At 54.3% G+C, this 17,122-nt stretch carries 15 protein-coding genes; 4 read left to right on the top strand and 11 right to left on the bottom strand.

Annotation, left to right across the window (positions count from 1 at the left end):
• Positions 1–64 precede the first annotated feature (64 nt).
• Both mfd and QMG44_RS04830 read left to right on the top strand, forming a co-directional pair.
• Positions 65–3,511 carry a transcription-repair coupling factor gene (mfd, locus tag QMG44_RS04835; protein ID WP_025204447.1) on the top strand — a complete coding sequence of 1,149 codons (3,447 nt, stop codon included), beginning with the start codon at positions 65–67 and terminating at the stop codon, positions 3,509–3,511.
• A gap of 150 nt (positions 3,512–3,661) precedes the next feature.
• The gene (locus QMG44_RS04830) at positions 3,662–4,627 is read left to right on the top strand and encodes a L,D-transpeptidase family protein (protein ID WP_044858705.1); all 966 of its coding nucleotides are present in this window, start codon (positions 3,662–3,664) and stop codon (positions 4,625–4,627) included.
• A 79-nt stretch (positions 4,628–4,706) separates the two neighbouring features.
• Here QMG44_RS04830 and bhsA read toward each other — a convergent pair whose 3' ends face one another.
• Positions 4,707–4,964, bottom strand: a complete 258-nt coding sequence (gene bhsA / locus QMG44_RS04825) for a multiple stress resistance protein BhsA (RefSeq protein WP_013097102.1) — start codon at positions 4,962–4,964, stop codon at positions 4,707–4,709.
• 244 nt (positions 4,965–5,208) lie between these two features.
• Here bhsA and comR point away from each other — a divergent pair, with 244 nt between their 5' ends.
• Positions 5,209–5,844: a TetR family copper-responsive transcriptional repressor ComR gene (gene comR / locus QMG44_RS04820; RefSeq protein WP_014169591.1), complete on the top strand. Its 636-nt coding sequence runs from the start codon at positions 5,209–5,211 to the stop codon at positions 5,842–5,844.
• Positions 5,845–5,904: 60 nt separating this feature from the next.
• Here comR and QMG44_RS04815 read toward each other — a convergent pair whose 3' ends face one another.
• The 8 genes from QMG44_RS04815 to hinT all read right to left on the bottom strand — a co-directional run bounded on the left by QMG44_RS04815 (position 5,905) and on the right by hinT (position 11,990).
• Positions 5,905–6,444, bottom strand: coding sequence for a glycine zipper 2TM domain-containing protein (locus QMG44_RS04815; protein WP_008500779.1), 540 nt, complete (start codon positions 6,442–6,444; stop codon positions 5,905–5,907).
• A gap of 192 nt (positions 6,445–6,636) precedes the next feature.
• Positions 6,637–7,941 (bottom strand): NAD(P)/FAD-dependent oxidoreductase, encoded by a 1,305-nt coding sequence (locus QMG44_RS04810; RefSeq protein WP_025204449.1) that lies wholly within the window; start codon positions 7,939–7,941, stop codon positions 6,637–6,639.
• A gap of 236 nt (positions 7,942–8,177) precedes the next feature.
• Entirely contained in the window at positions 8,178–8,720 is a 543-nt protein-coding gene (gene ycfP, locus QMG44_RS04805; RefSeq protein WP_013097106.1) for an alpha/beta hydrolase YcfP, read from the bottom strand.
• A 34-nt stretch (positions 8,721–8,754) separates the two neighbouring features.
• Complete coding sequence (gene nagZ, locus QMG44_RS04800; RefSeq protein WP_020884661.1) at positions 8,755–9,780, bottom strand: beta-N-acetylhexosaminidase; 1,026 nt, start codon at positions 9,778–9,780, stop codon at positions 8,755–8,757.
• A gap of 11 nt (positions 9,781–9,791) precedes the next feature.
• Entirely contained in the window at positions 9,792–10,616 is an 825-nt protein-coding gene (thiK, locus tag QMG44_RS04795) for a thiamine kinase (RefSeq protein ID WP_032677888.1), read from the bottom strand.
• Entirely contained in the window at positions 10,597–11,244 is a 648-nt protein-coding gene (gene lpoB, locus QMG44_RS04790) for a penicillin-binding protein activator LpoB (protein ID WP_032677887.1), read from the bottom strand. The genes thiK and lpoB overlap by 20 nt, the downstream gene beginning before the upstream one ends.
• A 10-nt stretch (positions 11,245–11,254) precedes the next feature.
• Complete coding sequence (locus tag QMG44_RS04785) at positions 11,255–11,629, bottom strand: YcfL family protein (RefSeq protein WP_014169585.1); 375 nt, start codon at positions 11,627–11,629, stop codon at positions 11,255–11,257.
• Position 11,630: 1 nt separating this feature from the next.
• Positions 11,631–11,990 (bottom strand): purine nucleoside phosphoramidase, encoded by a 360-nt coding sequence (hinT, locus tag QMG44_RS04780; protein WP_006809243.1) that lies wholly within the window; start codon positions 11,988–11,990, stop codon positions 11,631–11,633.
• A 350-nt stretch (positions 11,991–12,340) separates the two neighbouring features.
• On the opposite strand from hinT, the gene fhuE reads away from it, so the two are divergent.
• Entirely contained in the window at positions 12,341–14,530 is a 2,190-nt protein-coding gene (gene fhuE, locus QMG44_RS04775; protein ID WP_086532686.1) for a ferric-rhodotorulic acid/ferric-coprogen receptor FhuE, read from the top strand.
• Between the two features lie 57 nt (positions 14,531–14,587).
• On the opposite strand, the gene ptsG is transcribed toward fhuE, so the two are convergent.
• Together ptsG and QMG44_RS04765 are read right to left on the bottom strand one after the other, a co-directional pair.
• The gene (gene ptsG, locus QMG44_RS04770; protein WP_014169582.1) at positions 14,588–16,021 is read right to left on the bottom strand and encodes a PTS glucose transporter subunit IIBC; all 1,434 of its coding nucleotides are present in this window, start codon (positions 16,019–16,021) and stop codon (positions 14,588–14,590) included.
• A gap of 297 nt (positions 16,022–16,318) precedes the next feature.
• Positions 16,319–17,113 carry a metal-dependent hydrolase gene (locus tag QMG44_RS04765; RefSeq protein WP_086532687.1) on the bottom strand — a complete coding sequence of 265 codons (795 nt, stop codon included), beginning with the start codon at positions 17,111–17,113 and terminating at the stop codon, positions 16,319–16,321.
• Positions 17,114–17,122 lie beyond the last annotated feature (9 nt).

Below are 17,122 nucleotides of genomic sequence, written 5' to 3'. Positions count from 1 at the left end.
ACATTGCGTATCAGTGATATGCCCCAATACTGTTGGTATATCCCCAAGAGACTCTGACATAGCCATGCCTGAACACTATCGATATTCCTTGCCTGTCAAAGCGGGCGATCAGCGCCAGCTGGGCGAACTTACTGGCGCGGCGTGCGCCACGCTGGTGGCAGAAATCGCTGAGCGGCACCCGGGTCCGGTGGTACTGGTTGCCCCGGATATGCAAAATGCCCTGCGTCTGCATGATGAAATCCGCCAGTTCACTGACAATCTGGTGTTCAGTCTGGCCGACTGGGAAACGCTGCCGTATGACAGTTTCTCGCCGCACCAGGAGATCATCTCCTCTCGTCTGTCGACCCTGTATCAGTTACCGACGATGCAGCGCGGCGTGCTGATCGTCCCCGTAAACACCCTGATGCAGCGCGTCTGTCCGCACAGCTATCTTCATGGCCATGCGCTGGTGATGAAAAAAGGCCAGCGCCTGTCCCGGGACGCCCTGCGCGCGCAGCTCGACAGCGCCGGTTATCGCCATGTCGATCAGGTGATGGAGCACGGGGAATATGCCACGCGTGGTGCACTGCTCGATCTTTACCCGATGGGCAGCGACCAGCCGTATCGTCTGGATTTCTTCGATGATGAAATTGACAGCCTGCGCGTATTCGACGCCGACACGCAGCGCACGCTGGAAGAAGTGGACTCCATCAATTTACTGCCCGCACATGAGTTCCCGACAGACAAAACCGCAATTGAGCTGTTCCGCAGCCAGTGGCGCGACAGATTCGACGTCAAACGCGATGCCGAACATATCTACCAGCAGGTCAGCAAAGGGACGCTGCCGGCGGGTATTGAATACTGGCAGCCGCTGTTCTTTAACGAGCCTCTGCCCGCGCTGTTCAGCTATTTCCCGGCCAATACGCTGATTGTTAACACCGGTGATATCGACGCCAGCGCCAGCCGTTTTGAGAGCGAAACTCGCGCCCGCTTTGAAAACCGGGGCGTGGACCCGATGCGTCCGCTGTTGCCACCGGAGGTGCTGTGGCTGCGCACCGACGAGCTGAACGCCGAGCTGAAACGCTGGCCGCGTATGCAGCTAAAAACCGATTCGCTCGCCGACAAGGCCGCCAATACCAACCTCGCCTTCCGCACGCTACCGGATTTATCCGTTCAGGCGCAGCAGAAGTCGCCGCTGGATAATCTGCGCAAGTTCCTCGAGTCCTTTACCGGGCCGGTCGTGTTCTCCGTTGAAAGCGAAGGCCGCCGGGAAGCGCTGGGTGAACTGCTGGGGCGGATCAAAATCGCGCCGAAACGTATTTTGCGCCTGAGTGAAGCCACCGGTAATGGCCGTTATCTGATGATTGGCTCCGCCGAGCACGGGTTTGTGGATACCCTCAACAATCTGGCGCTGATTTGCGAAAGCGACCTGCTGGGGGAACGCGTGGCGCGCCGCCGTCAGGACAGCCGTCGCACCATTAATCCGGACACGTTGATCCGTAACCTCGCCGAACTGCACCCCGGCCAGCCGATTGTTCACCTCGAGCACGGGGTGGGCCGTTATCAGGGCATGACGACGCTGGAAGCCGGTGGCATCAAGGGCGAATACCTGATGCTGACCTACGCCAATGACGCCAAACTCTATGTGCCGGTCTCCTCCCTGCATCTCATCAGCCGCTATGCCGGCGGTGCAGAAGATCATGCGCCATTACATAAACTGGGCGGCGACGCCTGGGCGCGCGCGCGGCAGAAAGCCGCGGAAAAAGTGCGTGATGTGGCGGCAGAACTGCTGGATATCTACGCCCAACGCGCGGCCAAAGAAGGCTTTGCCTTCAGGCATGATAAACAACAGTACCAGATGTTCTGCGATAGCTTCCCGTTTGAAACCACGCCGGATCAGGCCCAGGCCATTAATGCTGTGCTGAGCGACATGTGCCAGCCGCTGGCGATGGACAGGCTGGTTTGCGGCGATGTCGGCTTCGGCAAAACCGAAGTGGCGATGCGCGCCGCCTTCCTCGCGGTAGAAAACAACAAACAGGTCGCGGTGCTGGTGCCTACCACCCTGCTCGCCCAACAGCATTTTGACAACTTCCGCGACCGTTTCGCCAACTGGCCGGTTCGTATTGAGATGCTGTCGCGTTTTCGCAGTACCAAAGAGCAGACGCAGATTCTGGAACAGGCCAGCGAGGGTAAGATCGATATTCTGATCGGCACCCACAAGCTGCTGCAGAGTGATGTGAAGTGGAAAGATCTGGGGCTATTGATCGTCGATGAAGAACACCGCTTCGGGGTCCGTCATAAAGAGCGTATTAAAGCGATGCGTGCCGACGTCGATATCCTCACCCTGACCGCCACACCGATTCCGCGAACGCTGAATATGGCGATGAGCGGCATGCGCGACCTGTCGATTATCGCCACGCCGCCGGCACGTCGTCTGGCGGTAAAAACCTTTGTTCGTGAGTACGACAACCTGGTCGTCCGCGAGGCTATTCTGCGTGAAGTACTGCGCGGGGGTCAGGTCTATTATCTCTATAACGACGTGGAAAATATCCAGAAAGCGGCGGACAGGCTGGCCGAACTGGTGCCGGAAGCGCGCATCGCTATCGGTCACGGTCAAATGCGCGAGCGCGAGCTGGAGCGGGTGATGAACGATTTCCACCACCAGCGCTTTAACGTCCTGGTGTGTACCACCATCATTGAGACCGGGATCGATATTCCGACGGCCAATACCATCATTATTGAGCGCGCAGATCACTTTGGACTGGCGCAGCTTCACCAGCTGCGTGGCCGCGTTGGCCGCTCACACCATCAGGCCTACGCCTGGCTGCTGACCCCGCATCCGAAAGCGATGACCACCGATGCACAAAAACGTCTGGAGGCTATCGCGTCGCTGGAAGATCTGGGCGCGGGCTTCGCGCTGGCGACACACGACCTTGAGATCCGCGGTGCAGGTGAACTTCTGGGCGAAGACCAGAGCGGCTCGATGGAAACCATCGGCTTCTCGCTCTATATGGAGCTGCTGGAAAATGCGGTCGATGCCCTGAAGGCCGGACGTGAGCCATCGCTGGAAGATCTGACCAGCCAGCAAACTGAGGTGGAACTGCGCATGCCTTCCCTGCTACCGGATGATTTTATTCCGGATGTCAACACACGTCTGTCGTTCTACAAACGTATCGCCAGTGCGAAAAATGAGAACGAACTGGATGAAATTAAGGTAGAGCTGATCGATCGCTTTGGCCTGTTGCCGGATGCCGCGAGAAACCTGCTGGATATTGCGAGGCTGCGCCAGCAGGCACAGAAGCTGGGCATTCGTAAGCTCGAAGGCAATGAAAAAGGTGGCGTGATTGAATTTGCCGAGAAGAATCACGTTAATCCGATGTGGCTAATCGGTCTGCTCCAGAAACAGCCGCAGCATTTCCGTCTGGATGGTCCAACGCGTCTGAAATTTACGCAGGAGCTGACGGATCGTAAAAACCGGATGGAGTGGGTTCGTCACTTTATGCGTCAGCTGGAAGAGAACGCTGTTGCATAATTCCCCCTTCCCCCCGTTGGCGCAATGCTTACGGGGGGACAATTTACAAACTCTTTGCACTTCACCTGGATTTCCCGACATACCCATTCGCCATAATTATCGTTAACGCCTTATAAAACAATAACCTTATTATTTATATGGATTATGGTGATGATGACCTCTTCGCGTTTTACCCGCTGGATAACCGTGTTTGCGCTGGCAGCAACGGTAGCTGTTGCGCTTCCTGCACGCGCAAATACCTGGCCTCTTCCCCCTGCTGGCAGCAAGGTCGTGGGCGAAAACCGTTTTCATGTGGTTGAAAATAATGGGGGATCGCTCGAAGCGATTGCCAAAAAATATAACGTAGGCTTTCTGGCTCTGCTGCAGGCTAACCCTGGCGTCGACCCCTATGTGCCACGCGCTGGCAGCGTCCTGACCATCCCGTTGCAGACCCTTCTCCCGGATGTAGCGCGCGAAGGGATCGTGATAAACCTTGCCGAGCTGCGTCTTTACTATTACCCGCCGGGTAAAAATGAAGTCACCGTTTATCCAATCGGTATTGGCCAGCTGGGCGGCGACACGCTGACCCCAACAATGGTCACCACCGTATCGGATAAACGTGCCAACCCAACCTGGACGCCAACGGCTAATATTCGTGCTCGCTATAAAGCACAGGGAATTGATTTGCCGGCTGTGGTGCCAGCGGGTCCGGAGAATCCGATGGGTCACCACGCGATCCGTCTTGCGGCCTATGGTGGCGTTTACCTTCTGCATGGAACAAATGCGGATTTCGGTATCGGGATGCGCGTCAGTTCCGGCTGTATTCGTCTGCGCGATGATGATATCAAGACGCTCTATAGCGTGATCACGCCTGGTACCCGAGTGAATATTATTAATACGCCCATTAAGGTTTCTGAGGAGCCGGGTGGCGTAAGACTGGTTGAAATTCACCAGCCGTTATCGAAAAACATTGGCGACGATCCGCAGACACTGCCAATTAATCTGAATGCCGCGATGGTGAGCTTTAAAACGAATGCCCGCACGGATGGCATCGTGATGGAGCGTGCGATGGAGGCGCGTTCCGGGATGCCCACCGATGTCACCCGGCATCAGGATGTCACCCAGCAGTCAATGTGATCCCCAATAAAAAAAGCCCTGCTGAGCAGGGCTTTTTTACAGTGGCATCGCAGTGGCATAAATGAGGGTTTAGCCAGGCTTATTTGTAGATAACAGCGGTGCCGTGCAGGGTGTTAGGACCGGTCACTGAGGTGATGCGGAAAGATTTTGCACCCATCTCGTCAGCTTTCTGCGCCAGCTGATCTTCCAGTGAGCCCAGGTTAGTCCCGGCAGAAGCAGAGATAGTCCCGACTTTATGCTGGTCAGCAGGGGTTGATTGCACTTCAACAGCAGCGAAGCTTGCGAAAGAAAGTGAACTCAGAACAGCAGCAGCGATGAGGGTTTTTACGTTTTTCATGATTTTTACCTTTGGGCAGATGATTTGGAGGTCGTTAGCTATTTAGTTAACGATCGATAGGTAAATCATAAATGTGATCCAGCTCACGCGTCAACATCTTTTTATAACGAACATTAATTAAATTTTAAATCCGTTATTTTTCATACCCATATGATTAATTTATTTTTCTCTCATCAGTGCTGGTGGTCACCCGCGATTATTTTTATAATGATTATTCAACAAACCAACAGAGGACCAACGGCAAATGACAACCGACGTGACGAGTTGCGCGAAGAAAAGCCGTGGCCGACCAAAAGTGTTCGACAGGGATGCAGCGCTTGATAAGGCCATGACTCTCTTCTGGCAACATGGGTATGAAGCGACCTCGCTTTCCGATCTGGTGGAAGCTACCGGTGCCAAAGCACCCACGCTGTATGCTGAATTCACCAATAAAGAGGGGCTGTTCCGGGCGGTGCTGGACAGATACATTTCGCGCTTTGCGGCGAAACACGAAGCCCAGCTGTTTTGTGAAGAGAAAAGCGTCGAACAGGCGCTACGGGACTACTTCACCACCGTCGCGACCTGCTTCACCAGTAAAGATACCCCAGCGGGCTGCTTTATGATTAACACCTCTGCCACCCTTGCGGCCTCCTCAAAAGAGATTGCCAACACGGTGAAATCGCGCCATGCCATGCAGGAAGAGACGCTAAGCGCGTTCCTGTCTCAGCGCCAACAACGAGGTGAAATTCCTGCGCATTGCAATCCACAGATGCTGGCGCAATACCTGAACTGTATTTTGCAGGGTATGTCGATAAGCGCTCGTGAAGGGGCTACGCTGGAAAAACTGCAAACCATTACCGCGACCACGCTGAAACTGTGGCCTGAACTGCTCAAAATCTGACGCAAAAAAAAAGCTCCTCAGCCTGAGCGCTTGAGGAGCTAAGTTCAGAGAACATCTTTTTTACACTTTGTTATTCAGTACCAGCTGGCCGTTTCCATCCAGCGGAATTTGAGTACCCGGGTCTTTATCCATACGGATCTTGCCCTGCTGATCGCCAATTTTGTACGTCACGTCATAACCCAGCATTTTCTCCGACTTGTCATAGACGGTTTTGCAGCGCTGCTGAGTCGTCGTGTACGTGTCGTTATCCTGCATAGCGCCCTGCACCTGGTTACCGGCATAGCCGCCGCCCAGCGCGCCGACCACGGTCGCCACATCTTTACCACGACCACCACCAAACTGATGGCCAATCACACCACCGGCAACCGCACCCAGTACTGAACCGGCGATACGGTTTTCATCCTGTACCGGACGGCGATGGGTCACGGAGACGTTGCGGCACTCCTGACGAGGCGTTTTCACGGTTTCTTTAATCGGGGTAGCAGACACGACCTGTGCGTATTGTGGGCCGCGATCCAGTACGTTGAGACTGGCAACGGCAGCCACACCTAACGCAGCAGCGACGCCAATCCCTATACCCGCCAACATTGATTTATTCACGGGACTTCCTCCTTTGTTGCTATTGGTAACAATTTTGCAATGCAGGTCGCGCTTCGCCAATAAGACAAAGGATCAAAAAGTGGACGTGGAGGAGAGATATATCGTGTTTAGGAGAACTCTTAAGCACTCAATGTACGATGAGCAGCATGATATGCTAAAAATTCCCTCCGGAGGCCCCGGAGGGAGAGAATATTAGTGCAGCTTCAGGCGTGGTCGAATAACGCGGTTGATTCGTCCCACCAGCATCATCAGCCCGGTTTTGAAGTAACCGTGCAGGGCAATCTGGTGCATACGATAGAGCGAGATATAGACAAAGCGTGCAATACGCCCTTCCACCATCATGGAGCCGCGCATCAGGTTACCCATCAGGCTGCCGACGGTAGAGAAGTTCGAGAGCGATACCAGAGAACCATGGTCTTTATAGACATAGGCTTTCATCGGCTTACCTTTGTACTGCGCCAGAATATTGTGCAGTACCAGGCTTGCCATCTGGTGCGCTGCCTGAGCTCGCGGAGGCACAAAACCGCCCTCCGGACGCGCGCAGGAAGCACAGTCGCCGATGGCGAAAATGTCCGGATCGCGTGTGGTTTGCAGGGTCGGCTCGGTCACCAGCTGGTTAATACGGTTCGTTTCCAGCCCGCCAATCTCTTTCATAAAATCAGGCGCTTTGATGCCAGCAGCCCAGACCATCAGGTCTGCTTTGATGTACTCGCCATCTTTGGTATGCAGGCCGCCGTCGTCAGCGCTGGTCACCATGGTTTGGGTCAGAACCCGCACGCCCAGCTTGGTCAGTTCATTATGCGCCGCACCGGAAATGCGCGGAGGCAGCGCCGGCAGGATACGTTCACCTGCTTCAACCAGCGTCACGTTCAGCGCGTCATTGGTTAAGCCTTTATAACCGTAGCTGTGCAGCTGTTTCACCGCGTTGTGCAGCTCAGCAGAAAGCTCGACGCCCGTCGCCCCCCCACCAACAATCGCGATATTAACCTTCCCGTTCGCACCCATATTGCTGGTGTACTTCAGGAACAGGTTCAGCATTTCCTGGTGGAAACGACGTGCCTGATGTGGGTTATCGAGGAAGATACAGTGCTCTTTTACACCTGGTGTGTTGAAGTCATTGGAGGTACTGCCCAGCGCCATGACCAGCGTGTCATACGGCAGTTTGCGCTCAGGGACCAGCAGTTCCCCTTTTTCATCGCGCAGCTCTGCCAGGGTAATGGTTTTGCTCTCACGATTGATATCCACCACGGAGCCCAGCTGGAACTGGAAATGGTGATTGCGCGCATGTGCCAGATAGCTCAGCGCGTCCACGCCCTCATCCAGTGAACCGGTCGCCACTTCGTGCAACAACGGTTTCCACAGATGGCTATGGTTACGATCCACCAGTGTAATTTTGGCTTTTTTGCCGCGACCGAGCTTCTTGCCTAACTGTGTAGCCAGCTCCAGCCCGCCAGCACCACCGCCGACAATCACTATCTTTTTCAATGGCGTAGTCAACGTGACCCCCTCAAATTATTAACCAATTGTTAATTAAAAGTTATAAAAATAACCCTTAATTAACAACAGGTTACAGCACTGAAACCATTCAGGTGCATTGAGAATACCACGTCAGGCGCATTGGTCATACCAAAATTGATATGCATCAAGTTTTGATGGCTTAAAAGTAGACAATTCTGGACAAAAAGAAAGCCCGGCGCTTTCGCGGCCGGGCCTGGCAGGTCGTACGCAGTGGCTTAGCCCAGGGTTTTGAAGGCTTTGATCCGCTGCAAATGCGGGGAGATGTTCTTGAATTTGTGGGTCTGTTCTTCATCCCAGACAATTTCGTAGTAATGATGCAGCAGCTCAGCCGCCCGGTGGCTGTTAAGGGCTTCATCATTACGCGACAAGATCACCAGACAACGGTCGCGGTTTTTCTCCCGAAAATTACTGACGCACTTGGTGGCAATATCGACATACTCTTCAGGGCGGTCAATTTTGCCTTCCATGTTCTCATTCGGGAAAAGATTAGGATTGAACACCACCTGGCGGATATCGCACAGGAATCCAATCCGCTCTGCCCAGTAGCCACCTAATCCCACGCCACAAATCAGCGGACGGTCATCGATGTTGAGCTGCAACATCTTGTCCACCTCTTTGAGCAGGTGCTGCATATCATGCTTTGGATGGCGTGTGCTGTAACTGATCAGCCGGACATCCGGATCGATAAACTGCAGCTGCAGGACCTTCTCATGATTACCAGGACTGTTTGAGTCAAAACCGTGTAAATAGATGATCATTGTCTTCTCACCACGCTACGCCTTCCGGGAGGATTTACAGGCTGGCTTTATGTGCCTGCCAGCGTTCATTCAGGGCTTCAAGCTGCGCGTTGACCGTCTTCCAGCGCGCCGAGTCCATCAGCTCCTGACGGCTAAATGAACCTTTATGATACAATTGTGTAACACGCTGTGCATTGATCGGCGACAGGTTATCCAGCACGCTGACGGCACCTTTACGATTATTGCAGACGAGGATCATATCGCAACCTGCGTCCAGCGACGCCTGACCGCGCTCGGCGTAGCTGCCCATAATCGCCGCCCCTTCCATCGACAAATCGTCTGAGAAAATCACGCCATTAAACCCCAGCTCCTGACGCAAAACGGTTTTCAGCCAGTGCGCGGACCCGCTTGCAGGACGCGGGTCGACGTCGCTGTAAATCACGTGCGCTGGCATGATGGCGTCCAGCTTGTTATCGGTGATAAGGGAGCGGAACACCGACATATCTTTGGCACGAATGTCAGCTTCCGGACGCGGATCGCGCGGCGTCTCTTTGTGCGAGTCGGCGGTCACCGCACCGTGTCCCGGGAAATGTTTCCCGGTGGTTTTCATTCCCGCGTCGTGCATACCGTCAATGAAACAGCTCGCTATCGCCAGCGCAATACGCGGATCTTCATGGTATGAGCGTTCGCCAATGGCGGCGCTGATATGCCCCACGTCCAGAACCGGCGCAAAACTGATGTCGATATCCATGGCAATCATCTCGCTGGCCATCAGCCAGCCGGCCTCTTGCGCCAGTTTGCCCCCCTCTTCCGTGCCCAGTAATGCCGCAAAAGATTGGGCGGCAGGCAGGCGAGTAAAGCCTTCGCGGAAACGCTGTACGCGTCCGCCTTCCTGATCGACGGCCACCACCAGATGATTGCGCGATGCAGCACGGATCTGGCGCACCAGTTCTCGCAGCTGCGCCGGATCGTGATAGTTGCGGGTGAACAGGATCAAGCCTCCCACCAGCGGGTGCGCCAGTATTTCACGCTCCTCCGCATCCAGTTCAAACCCTTCTACATCCAACATGACTGGACCCACACCAACCTCTCTTATCCTTTAGTTTGTAACTGACGCCAGGCATCATCTGCCAGCGCAATAAATTGTTTGTCTCGGGATTGCTGAAAGCGCATTTCAAACCAGCCAGCCATCAGCATGACGACCCACGGTCGCCAGCGTCTCACCTGACGCCTCAGGGCGTCGGCATTCATGTGCGCTATCCGTGCGTAGTCGGTGATGAGCCGCTGCCGCGCAGCATCATCTTCCGACCAGACGGCCGCCAGCTCCAGCGCCACGTCTCCGTCACCGGCATACTCCCAGTCGATAAGCCTCGCACCGAGGGACGTATGAACAATATTTCCGGCATGAACATCCATATGCAGCGGCGAGAGCCGAAGCGGCTGCGGTTCGCCCGTTTTACGTAGCCGTTTTAGCTGTGCCAGCCAGAATGGGGTTCGCCTGTCGGCTGAAGCCTGCTGCCAGTATTGTTCAAGCAACGGCAGCAGCGTCACCCGCCACCCCAGACGCGGTTGCCGGTGCAGATGACAGAGCATAGCCGCAAGCACTGCCGTTTCCGGTAGCGTGTTGCCGATCTCCCCTGCCAGATACTCCACGGCCATCCAGCCCTGGCGGTAAAAACGGGGCTTTGGCACCAGATCCGCCGGAAGGCGTTTCAGTGCCCGAAACTGACGGCGGAAATGGGATGAAGACGCTAAGGGATCGTGATTCTGCCGCAATACCAGACGTTGCTCGCCCTGCTCTATAATGCAACTCGCGCCGCCAAGCCCGGAAGGGGCCTGCGGCGCGATAAGGCGATACTGTGGAAAATAACGCGTCAGGATCTCTTCACGCGTACAGTCAGAGTTGCGTAACGGCACCTTTACCTGACCAGATAATCTCGCCTGTCTGAACCAGCATCAGCTGCATTTGCAGGGCTGGCGTATTCACGTTACCGGTGGCACTGGAGTAAAGCACATACTGCGCACCGACGTTACGGGCAATCCCAATCGCCTTGCTGCGTGAACCGAGGCTGTCCTGCGGTGACAGGCCCAACTGCTGCTTGGCTACCGCGAGCTGCTGTGCCGAGACCAGCGTAAACTTACCGTTATTGGCCAGGGCATTGCGCAGGGTTTCTGTCGCTTCGCCCGTGTTCAGCGAACCGTTGGTACGGTTATTCACGCTATCAACCAGCAATACGCTGCCCGCGGTCACACCCTGAGCCTGCAACATTTTGCCGACCATCGGTTGCATCGCACCGTTCCAGTCATAATGACGTACGCGCGGCGCAGGCTGCGATGTCTGATCCGGATGTTCAATTGGACCAGGCTGCGACGGAATAGACGGCACAGTCGGTACGGTTGGCGGCGGCTGCGTTGGCTGTGTCGGCTGCTCGGTACCCGGTTTGGCCTCTTCCACAGGCGCAGGCTCTTCAGTTCGGGTCACACACCCTGCGAGGAACAGAGCGAAAGCAGTCACGAGCGCATAACGGCTCAAATTTTTAATCAAGGTTCACCCCTTACAAATAAAGATAAAGTCTCACCTTATGTGCACCCAGATAGTTGGCGCTGCCATAGAGCGTTACCGACGATCTTGCCGGAATAGTGACGCTGCGCGGCGCTTCCAGCGGATGCATTTCAAGACCTCGTACGTCATACCAGAAAAAACGGTAGTGCACCGTCACTGGTTCTTGTCTTTCATTAAAGAGCGTAGAGGAAGCAGAAGAGTTGATTTCACTGATCGACAACGCAGGTTGTTGCGCCGTGATGCCCGCAGCAAGTACGGAGGATTCCATCACCAGCGTCTGTTCATCGCTGACGGGGATCGCCGGACGCGTGCTGCACCCTACGATCAACATCGTCATTACCAGCGCTGCAATACGCCCTTTAAGCATGTCAAAGACCTTTATGTGCCAGCATCGGCCCCAGAGGACGTCCACCCAGCAGATGCATGTGAATATGATAAACTTCCTGACCACCGTGGCGATTACAGTTCATGATGAGACGGTAACCGTCTTCAGCAATCCCTTCCTGCTCAGCAATTTTTGCGGCCACTGTCAGCATACGACCTAACGCTACTTCATGCTCGGTTTTTACGTCGTTTACGGTCGGAATCAGAATATTAGGAATAATAAGGATATGTGTCGGAGCCTGAGGAGAAATGTCCCGGAAAGCCGTCACCAGCTCATCCTGATAAACGATATCCGAAGGGATTTCGCGGCGGATAATTTTACTAAAAATCGTTTCTTCAGCCATGACCTTTTCCTTTTTTGTTTAATCTGGCGTAGTGCGCCGCCATTAACACATTCTCAGTATTACTGTGTGACACAACACAAGAGTATGAGCGAGATTCTCCTGTCCTTTCAACCTTCTCCACCGATTTCTTTCCTGAATGTCCTCCAGCTGCCTGGAGAGTGAGCGCTGACGCGTCGCGATCGCCTGAAACATTATTTCAGTTCTCTTTGACACATCTGTTTACACCGTTAATCTCAATGCGTATATTTCGCATTTGCATTTTCATGCGCATTTTCAACATAGAAAACGACATCAGCCCGTACATGCGGGACTGATGCAGACCACCTTCACCATTCATTAAGGGTTTGATGATGTCTTTCATTACTCATACCAGGGATGGGCAACGCCAGCCTGTCGCAACACCTTCGTTGCTGACAGCCTGTATTGCTATGGCATTGATGCCAACCGTCAGTTTTGCCGCCTCCACGACCGAAGATACGGTAGTTGTGGAGGGTGGCTTTGATAACGCACAGGATCCCGCCAGCGGACAGGATCAGGACTACAGCGTAAAAACCACCACCACCGGGACCAAACTGTTACTTGTTCCCCGAGATATCCCCCAGTCCGTCAGCGTGATTAGCCAGCAGCGCATGGCAGATCAGAACCTGCAGTCAGTCGGCCAGGTATTGACCAACACCACCGGCGTAACGGCTCAGGTACAGGACAGCGACCGCACCGTATTTTACTCGCGCGGATTCTTCGTCAGTAACTATGCGTTCGATGACCTGCCGACCTCCATCAGCGAAGTATGGAACTTTGGTGACACCGCCGCCGACACCGCCATTTATGACCGTATAGAGGTGGTTCGCGGCGCTACCGGGCTGATGTCCGGCACCGGTAACCCATCCGCCTACGTCAATATGGTACGCAAGCACGCAGACAGTAACGTATTCAAAGGGAACGTCTCCGCCAGCTACGGCAGCTGGGACAAGCAGCGCTATGTGCTGGATTTACAGGCCCCGCTGGTAGAGTCTGGCAATGTGCGCGGTCGTCTGATCACCGGTTACCAGGACAACGACAGCGCTGTGGATAACTACCACTACCGTAAAAAATTCCTCTATGGCGTGGTGGATGCCGACGTCACCGACAGCACGACCCTCTCCGTAGGCTATGAATACCAGGAAAGTCACACCGCCGATCCCACCTGGGGCGGGCTGCCAACCTGGTATAGCGACGGAAGCAAAACCCATTACAACCGCAGCCAGACCGTTGCGCCTGACTGGGCTTACTCGGATAAAGACAACACCCGTATCTTTGCCAACCTGACCCAACGTTTTGACAACGGCTGGGAAGCGCACATCAACGGCATGCATGCGGAAACCCATTTCGACAGCAAACTGATGTATATGTCCGGCTATCCGGATAAAGAGACCGGGGCGGGCATGGTCGGCTACGGCGGCTGGAACCGCGGAGAACGTAAGCAGGATGCCATCGACGCCTTCCTGCGTGGCGATTTCAGCCTTTTTGGTCGTCAGCATGAGATGATGTTTGGCGGGAGCTTCAGTCGCCAGCGTAACCATTACGATAACAGCATGCCGGATGCGTTATACGGTATGGTGGATGTGGGTAATTTTAAAAACTGGAATGGCAAAATCGCCGACCCGCAGTGGACACCGTGGAAGCTCTATAGCCAGGACGACATTCGCCAGTCTTCGGCGTATACCTCGGCCCGATTCTCGCTGGCCGACCCGCTGCACCTGATCCTTGGCGCGCGTTACACCAACTATAACATTCGTTACAACCCGGCAGGCTCCCCGGATACCCGTCTGGAAAGTTCCAAAGATGACGTAACGCCTTATGCAGGACTGGTTTATGACATCAATGAAGACTGGTCGACCTATGTCAGCTACACCTCTATTTTCCAGCCACAGGACAAGCGTGACGCGAGCGGCCGTTACCTCGACCCTACGACCGGGAAAAGCTACGAAGCGGGGGTGAAAGCGGACTGGTTCAACACCCGCCTGACCACCTCACTGGCCGTTTTCCGTATTGAACAGGATAACGTGGCGCGCAATACCTACACCTATATGCCGAGCGGCGAATCTATTTATGAATCACTGGATGGCGTAGTCAGCAAAGGGATTGAATTTGAGCTAAACGGTGCACTGACCGACAACTGGCAGTTAACCTTCGGGGCGACACGGTTTATTGCAGAAGATAAGCGCGGGAATGCCATCAGTTCCGATCAGCCACGCACGACCATGAAGCTGTTTACCCGTTATCAATTGCCTATGCTGCCAGAACTGGCGGTGGGCGGCGGGGTGAACTGGCAGAATAAAGTGTGGACGGATGTGGAGGGTGGCCCGGCAGGCCAGTCCCGTGCAGAACAGGGCAGCTATGCGCTGGTGAATCTCTTCAGCCGTTATCAGGTCACCAGGGACCTGGCCTTGCAGGCCAATGTTAACAACCTGTTTGATAAAAAATACTACGACTACGTCGGGTCATACGTTGTCTATGGCGCGCCGCTGAACGTCTCCGTCAGCGCCAATTACTCTTTTTAAGTTTCTACCCATAAAAAAGGCAGCCATTCGGCTGCCTTAGTCTCCCCAGGTCACAGCTTAGCTGTTGCGGATGTACTCATCCATTTCGGTTTTCAGGTTATCGGATTTAGTCCCGAAGATTGCCTGAACGCCCGAACCAGCAACAACAACCCCTGCTGCACCCAGTTTTTTCAGACCCGGCTGGTCTACTTTCGCGACGTCGGCAACGCTAACACGCAGACGAGTAATGCACGCGTCCAGGTTAGTGATGTTTTCTTTCCCGCCGAATGCGGCAACCAGAGCCGGAGCCATTTCGCTTGTCGCGGTGGCTTTGCTGTCTTCTGACGCATCTTCACGACCTGGTGTTTTTAGGTCCAGTGCTTTGATCAGCACGCGGAAGATGGTGTAGTAAACAACGGCATAGCACGCACCAACGATTGGGAACAGCCACAGTTTGCTGCTGTTACCGGACAGAACGATGAAGTCGATCAGGCCGTGAGAGAAGGACGTACCGTCACGCATACCCAGCAGGATACAGATTGGGAACGCCAGACCCGCCAGAACCGCGTGAATGATGTACAGGATCGGCGCAACGAACATGAAGGAGAACTCGATCGGCTCGGTGATACCGGTCAGGAACGAGGTCAACGCTGCGGAGATCATGATACCGCCCACTTTTGCACGGTTCTCTGGTTTAGCAGAGTGCCAGATAGCAATTGCCGCTGCCGGCAGACCGTACATTTTGAACAGGAAGCCACCAGACAGTTTACCTGCAGTTGGGTCACCCGCCATATAACGTGGGATATCACCGTGGAATACCTGACCTGCTGCGTTGGTGAATTCACCAATCTGCATCTGGAATGGAACGTTCCAGATGTGGTGCAGACCAAATGGTACCAGGCAACGCTCGATGAAGCCGTAGATACCAAACGCCACAACCGGGTTCTGATAAGCAGCCCACTGAGAGAAGGTCTGGATAGCGGAACCGATTGGTGGCCAGATGAAGGACAGGATCACGCCAGTGAAAATCGCTGCCAGACCAGAAATAATCGGAACAAAACGCTTGCCCGCGAAGAAGCCCAGATACTCAGGCAGCTTGATGCGATAGAAGCGGTTGAACATGTACGCTGCAATCGCACCGGAGATAATACCGCCCAGAACACCGGTGTCTGCCAGGTGTTTCGCAGCGATCTCTTCTGCCGGTAAATGCAGAACCAGTGGCGCAACCACTGCCATGGTTTTCACCATGATGCCGTAGGCAACAACTGCAGCCAGCGCAGAAACGCCGTCGTTATTGGTGAAGCCCAGCGCCACACCGATAGCGAAGATCAGAGGCATGTTAGCAAAGACGGAACCGCCTGCTTCGGCCATCACGTGGGAAACTACGGCTGGCAGCCAGCTGAAGTTAGCAGAACCGACACCCAGCAGGATACCTGCGATAGGCAGTACGGATACTGGCAGCATCAGCGATTTACCGACCTTTTGCAGGTTAGCAAATGCATTCTTAAACATAATTGAGAGTGCTCCTGAGTATTTGTGCTTTTTTTACGCTTTCACGCATTGGCCCGGGGGGAGTACCGTGCCGTGGACAGGACATCTAAGCGCCCTTTATTTATTACACAGAGTAAAATAATTCCCTCTGAGTTTGTTTGACGGCTATCACGTTTCAGCTTAAGACGGTCGAAAAACTTTCAGTTATTTACAAAAAGCATTTCTGGATGTGTCTAAATACACCTTCACCGCCCCAAATGAGGCGGTGAACTTTACTCGTTTTATGTATTAATTACGAGCCTAAAAAAAACAGGCGTATCAAACAGATTGCAGGCGGGCGGGGTCGATATGGAACAGCGTAGAGAAGTTGTCCGTCGTGACGCGGGCCAGCTCTTCAATGCTGACGCCTTTAAGCACGGCCATGTACTCGGCTACGTCTCTCGTCATGGCTGGCTGATTTTCTTTACCGCGATGCGGCACCGGTGCCAGATACGGAGAGTCTGTTTCCACGAGGATGCGATCGAGCGGAACATAGCGTGCAGCCTCGCGGAGTTGCTCAGCGTTACGGAACGTCACGATCCCCGAAAACGAGATATAAAACCCTAAATCAAGCAGTTTACCCGCTGTTTCTCTGTCTTCTGTGAAACAGTGTAGTACGCCACCGCAATCCGTCACCTTTTCTTCCTTCAGGATCGCCAACGTATCGGCGCGCGCATCACGGGTATGGACAATCACCGGCTTGTTGAGCTCGCGACCAATGCGAATATGATGGCGGAAGGATGCTTGCTGGCGCGGTTTCGTTTCCGGCGTGTAGTAGTAATCCAGCCCGGTTTCCCCCATCGCCACGACGCCCTCTTCTGCGGCCAGCCGGCGCAGTTCCTCAACGTCATACTCTTCATCCTGATTGAGCGGATGCACGCCACAGGAGAAAACAACGTTCTCGCGCTCGCCCACCAGCTTACGCATGCCGCGATACCCCGGTAACGTTGTCGCCACGGCAAGGCAAAACTTCACATCACGGGCAGCGGCTTTGGCCAGCACGTCGTCCACGTTTTTATGCAGGGATTGATAATCCAGGCCATCAAGATGGCAGTGTGAGTCGACTAAAAACATAATGTCTCT

Origin of the sequence: Enterobacter sp. 200527-13, assembly GCF_027924865.1 — a bacterium.
GTDB classification, from domain to species: Bacteria; Pseudomonadota; Gammaproteobacteria; order Enterobacterales; family Enterobacteriaceae; genus Enterobacter; species Enterobacter ludwigii.
Note: the sequence above shows the minus strand (reverse complement) of the source record. Positions and strands in the feature narration are given on the sequence as shown.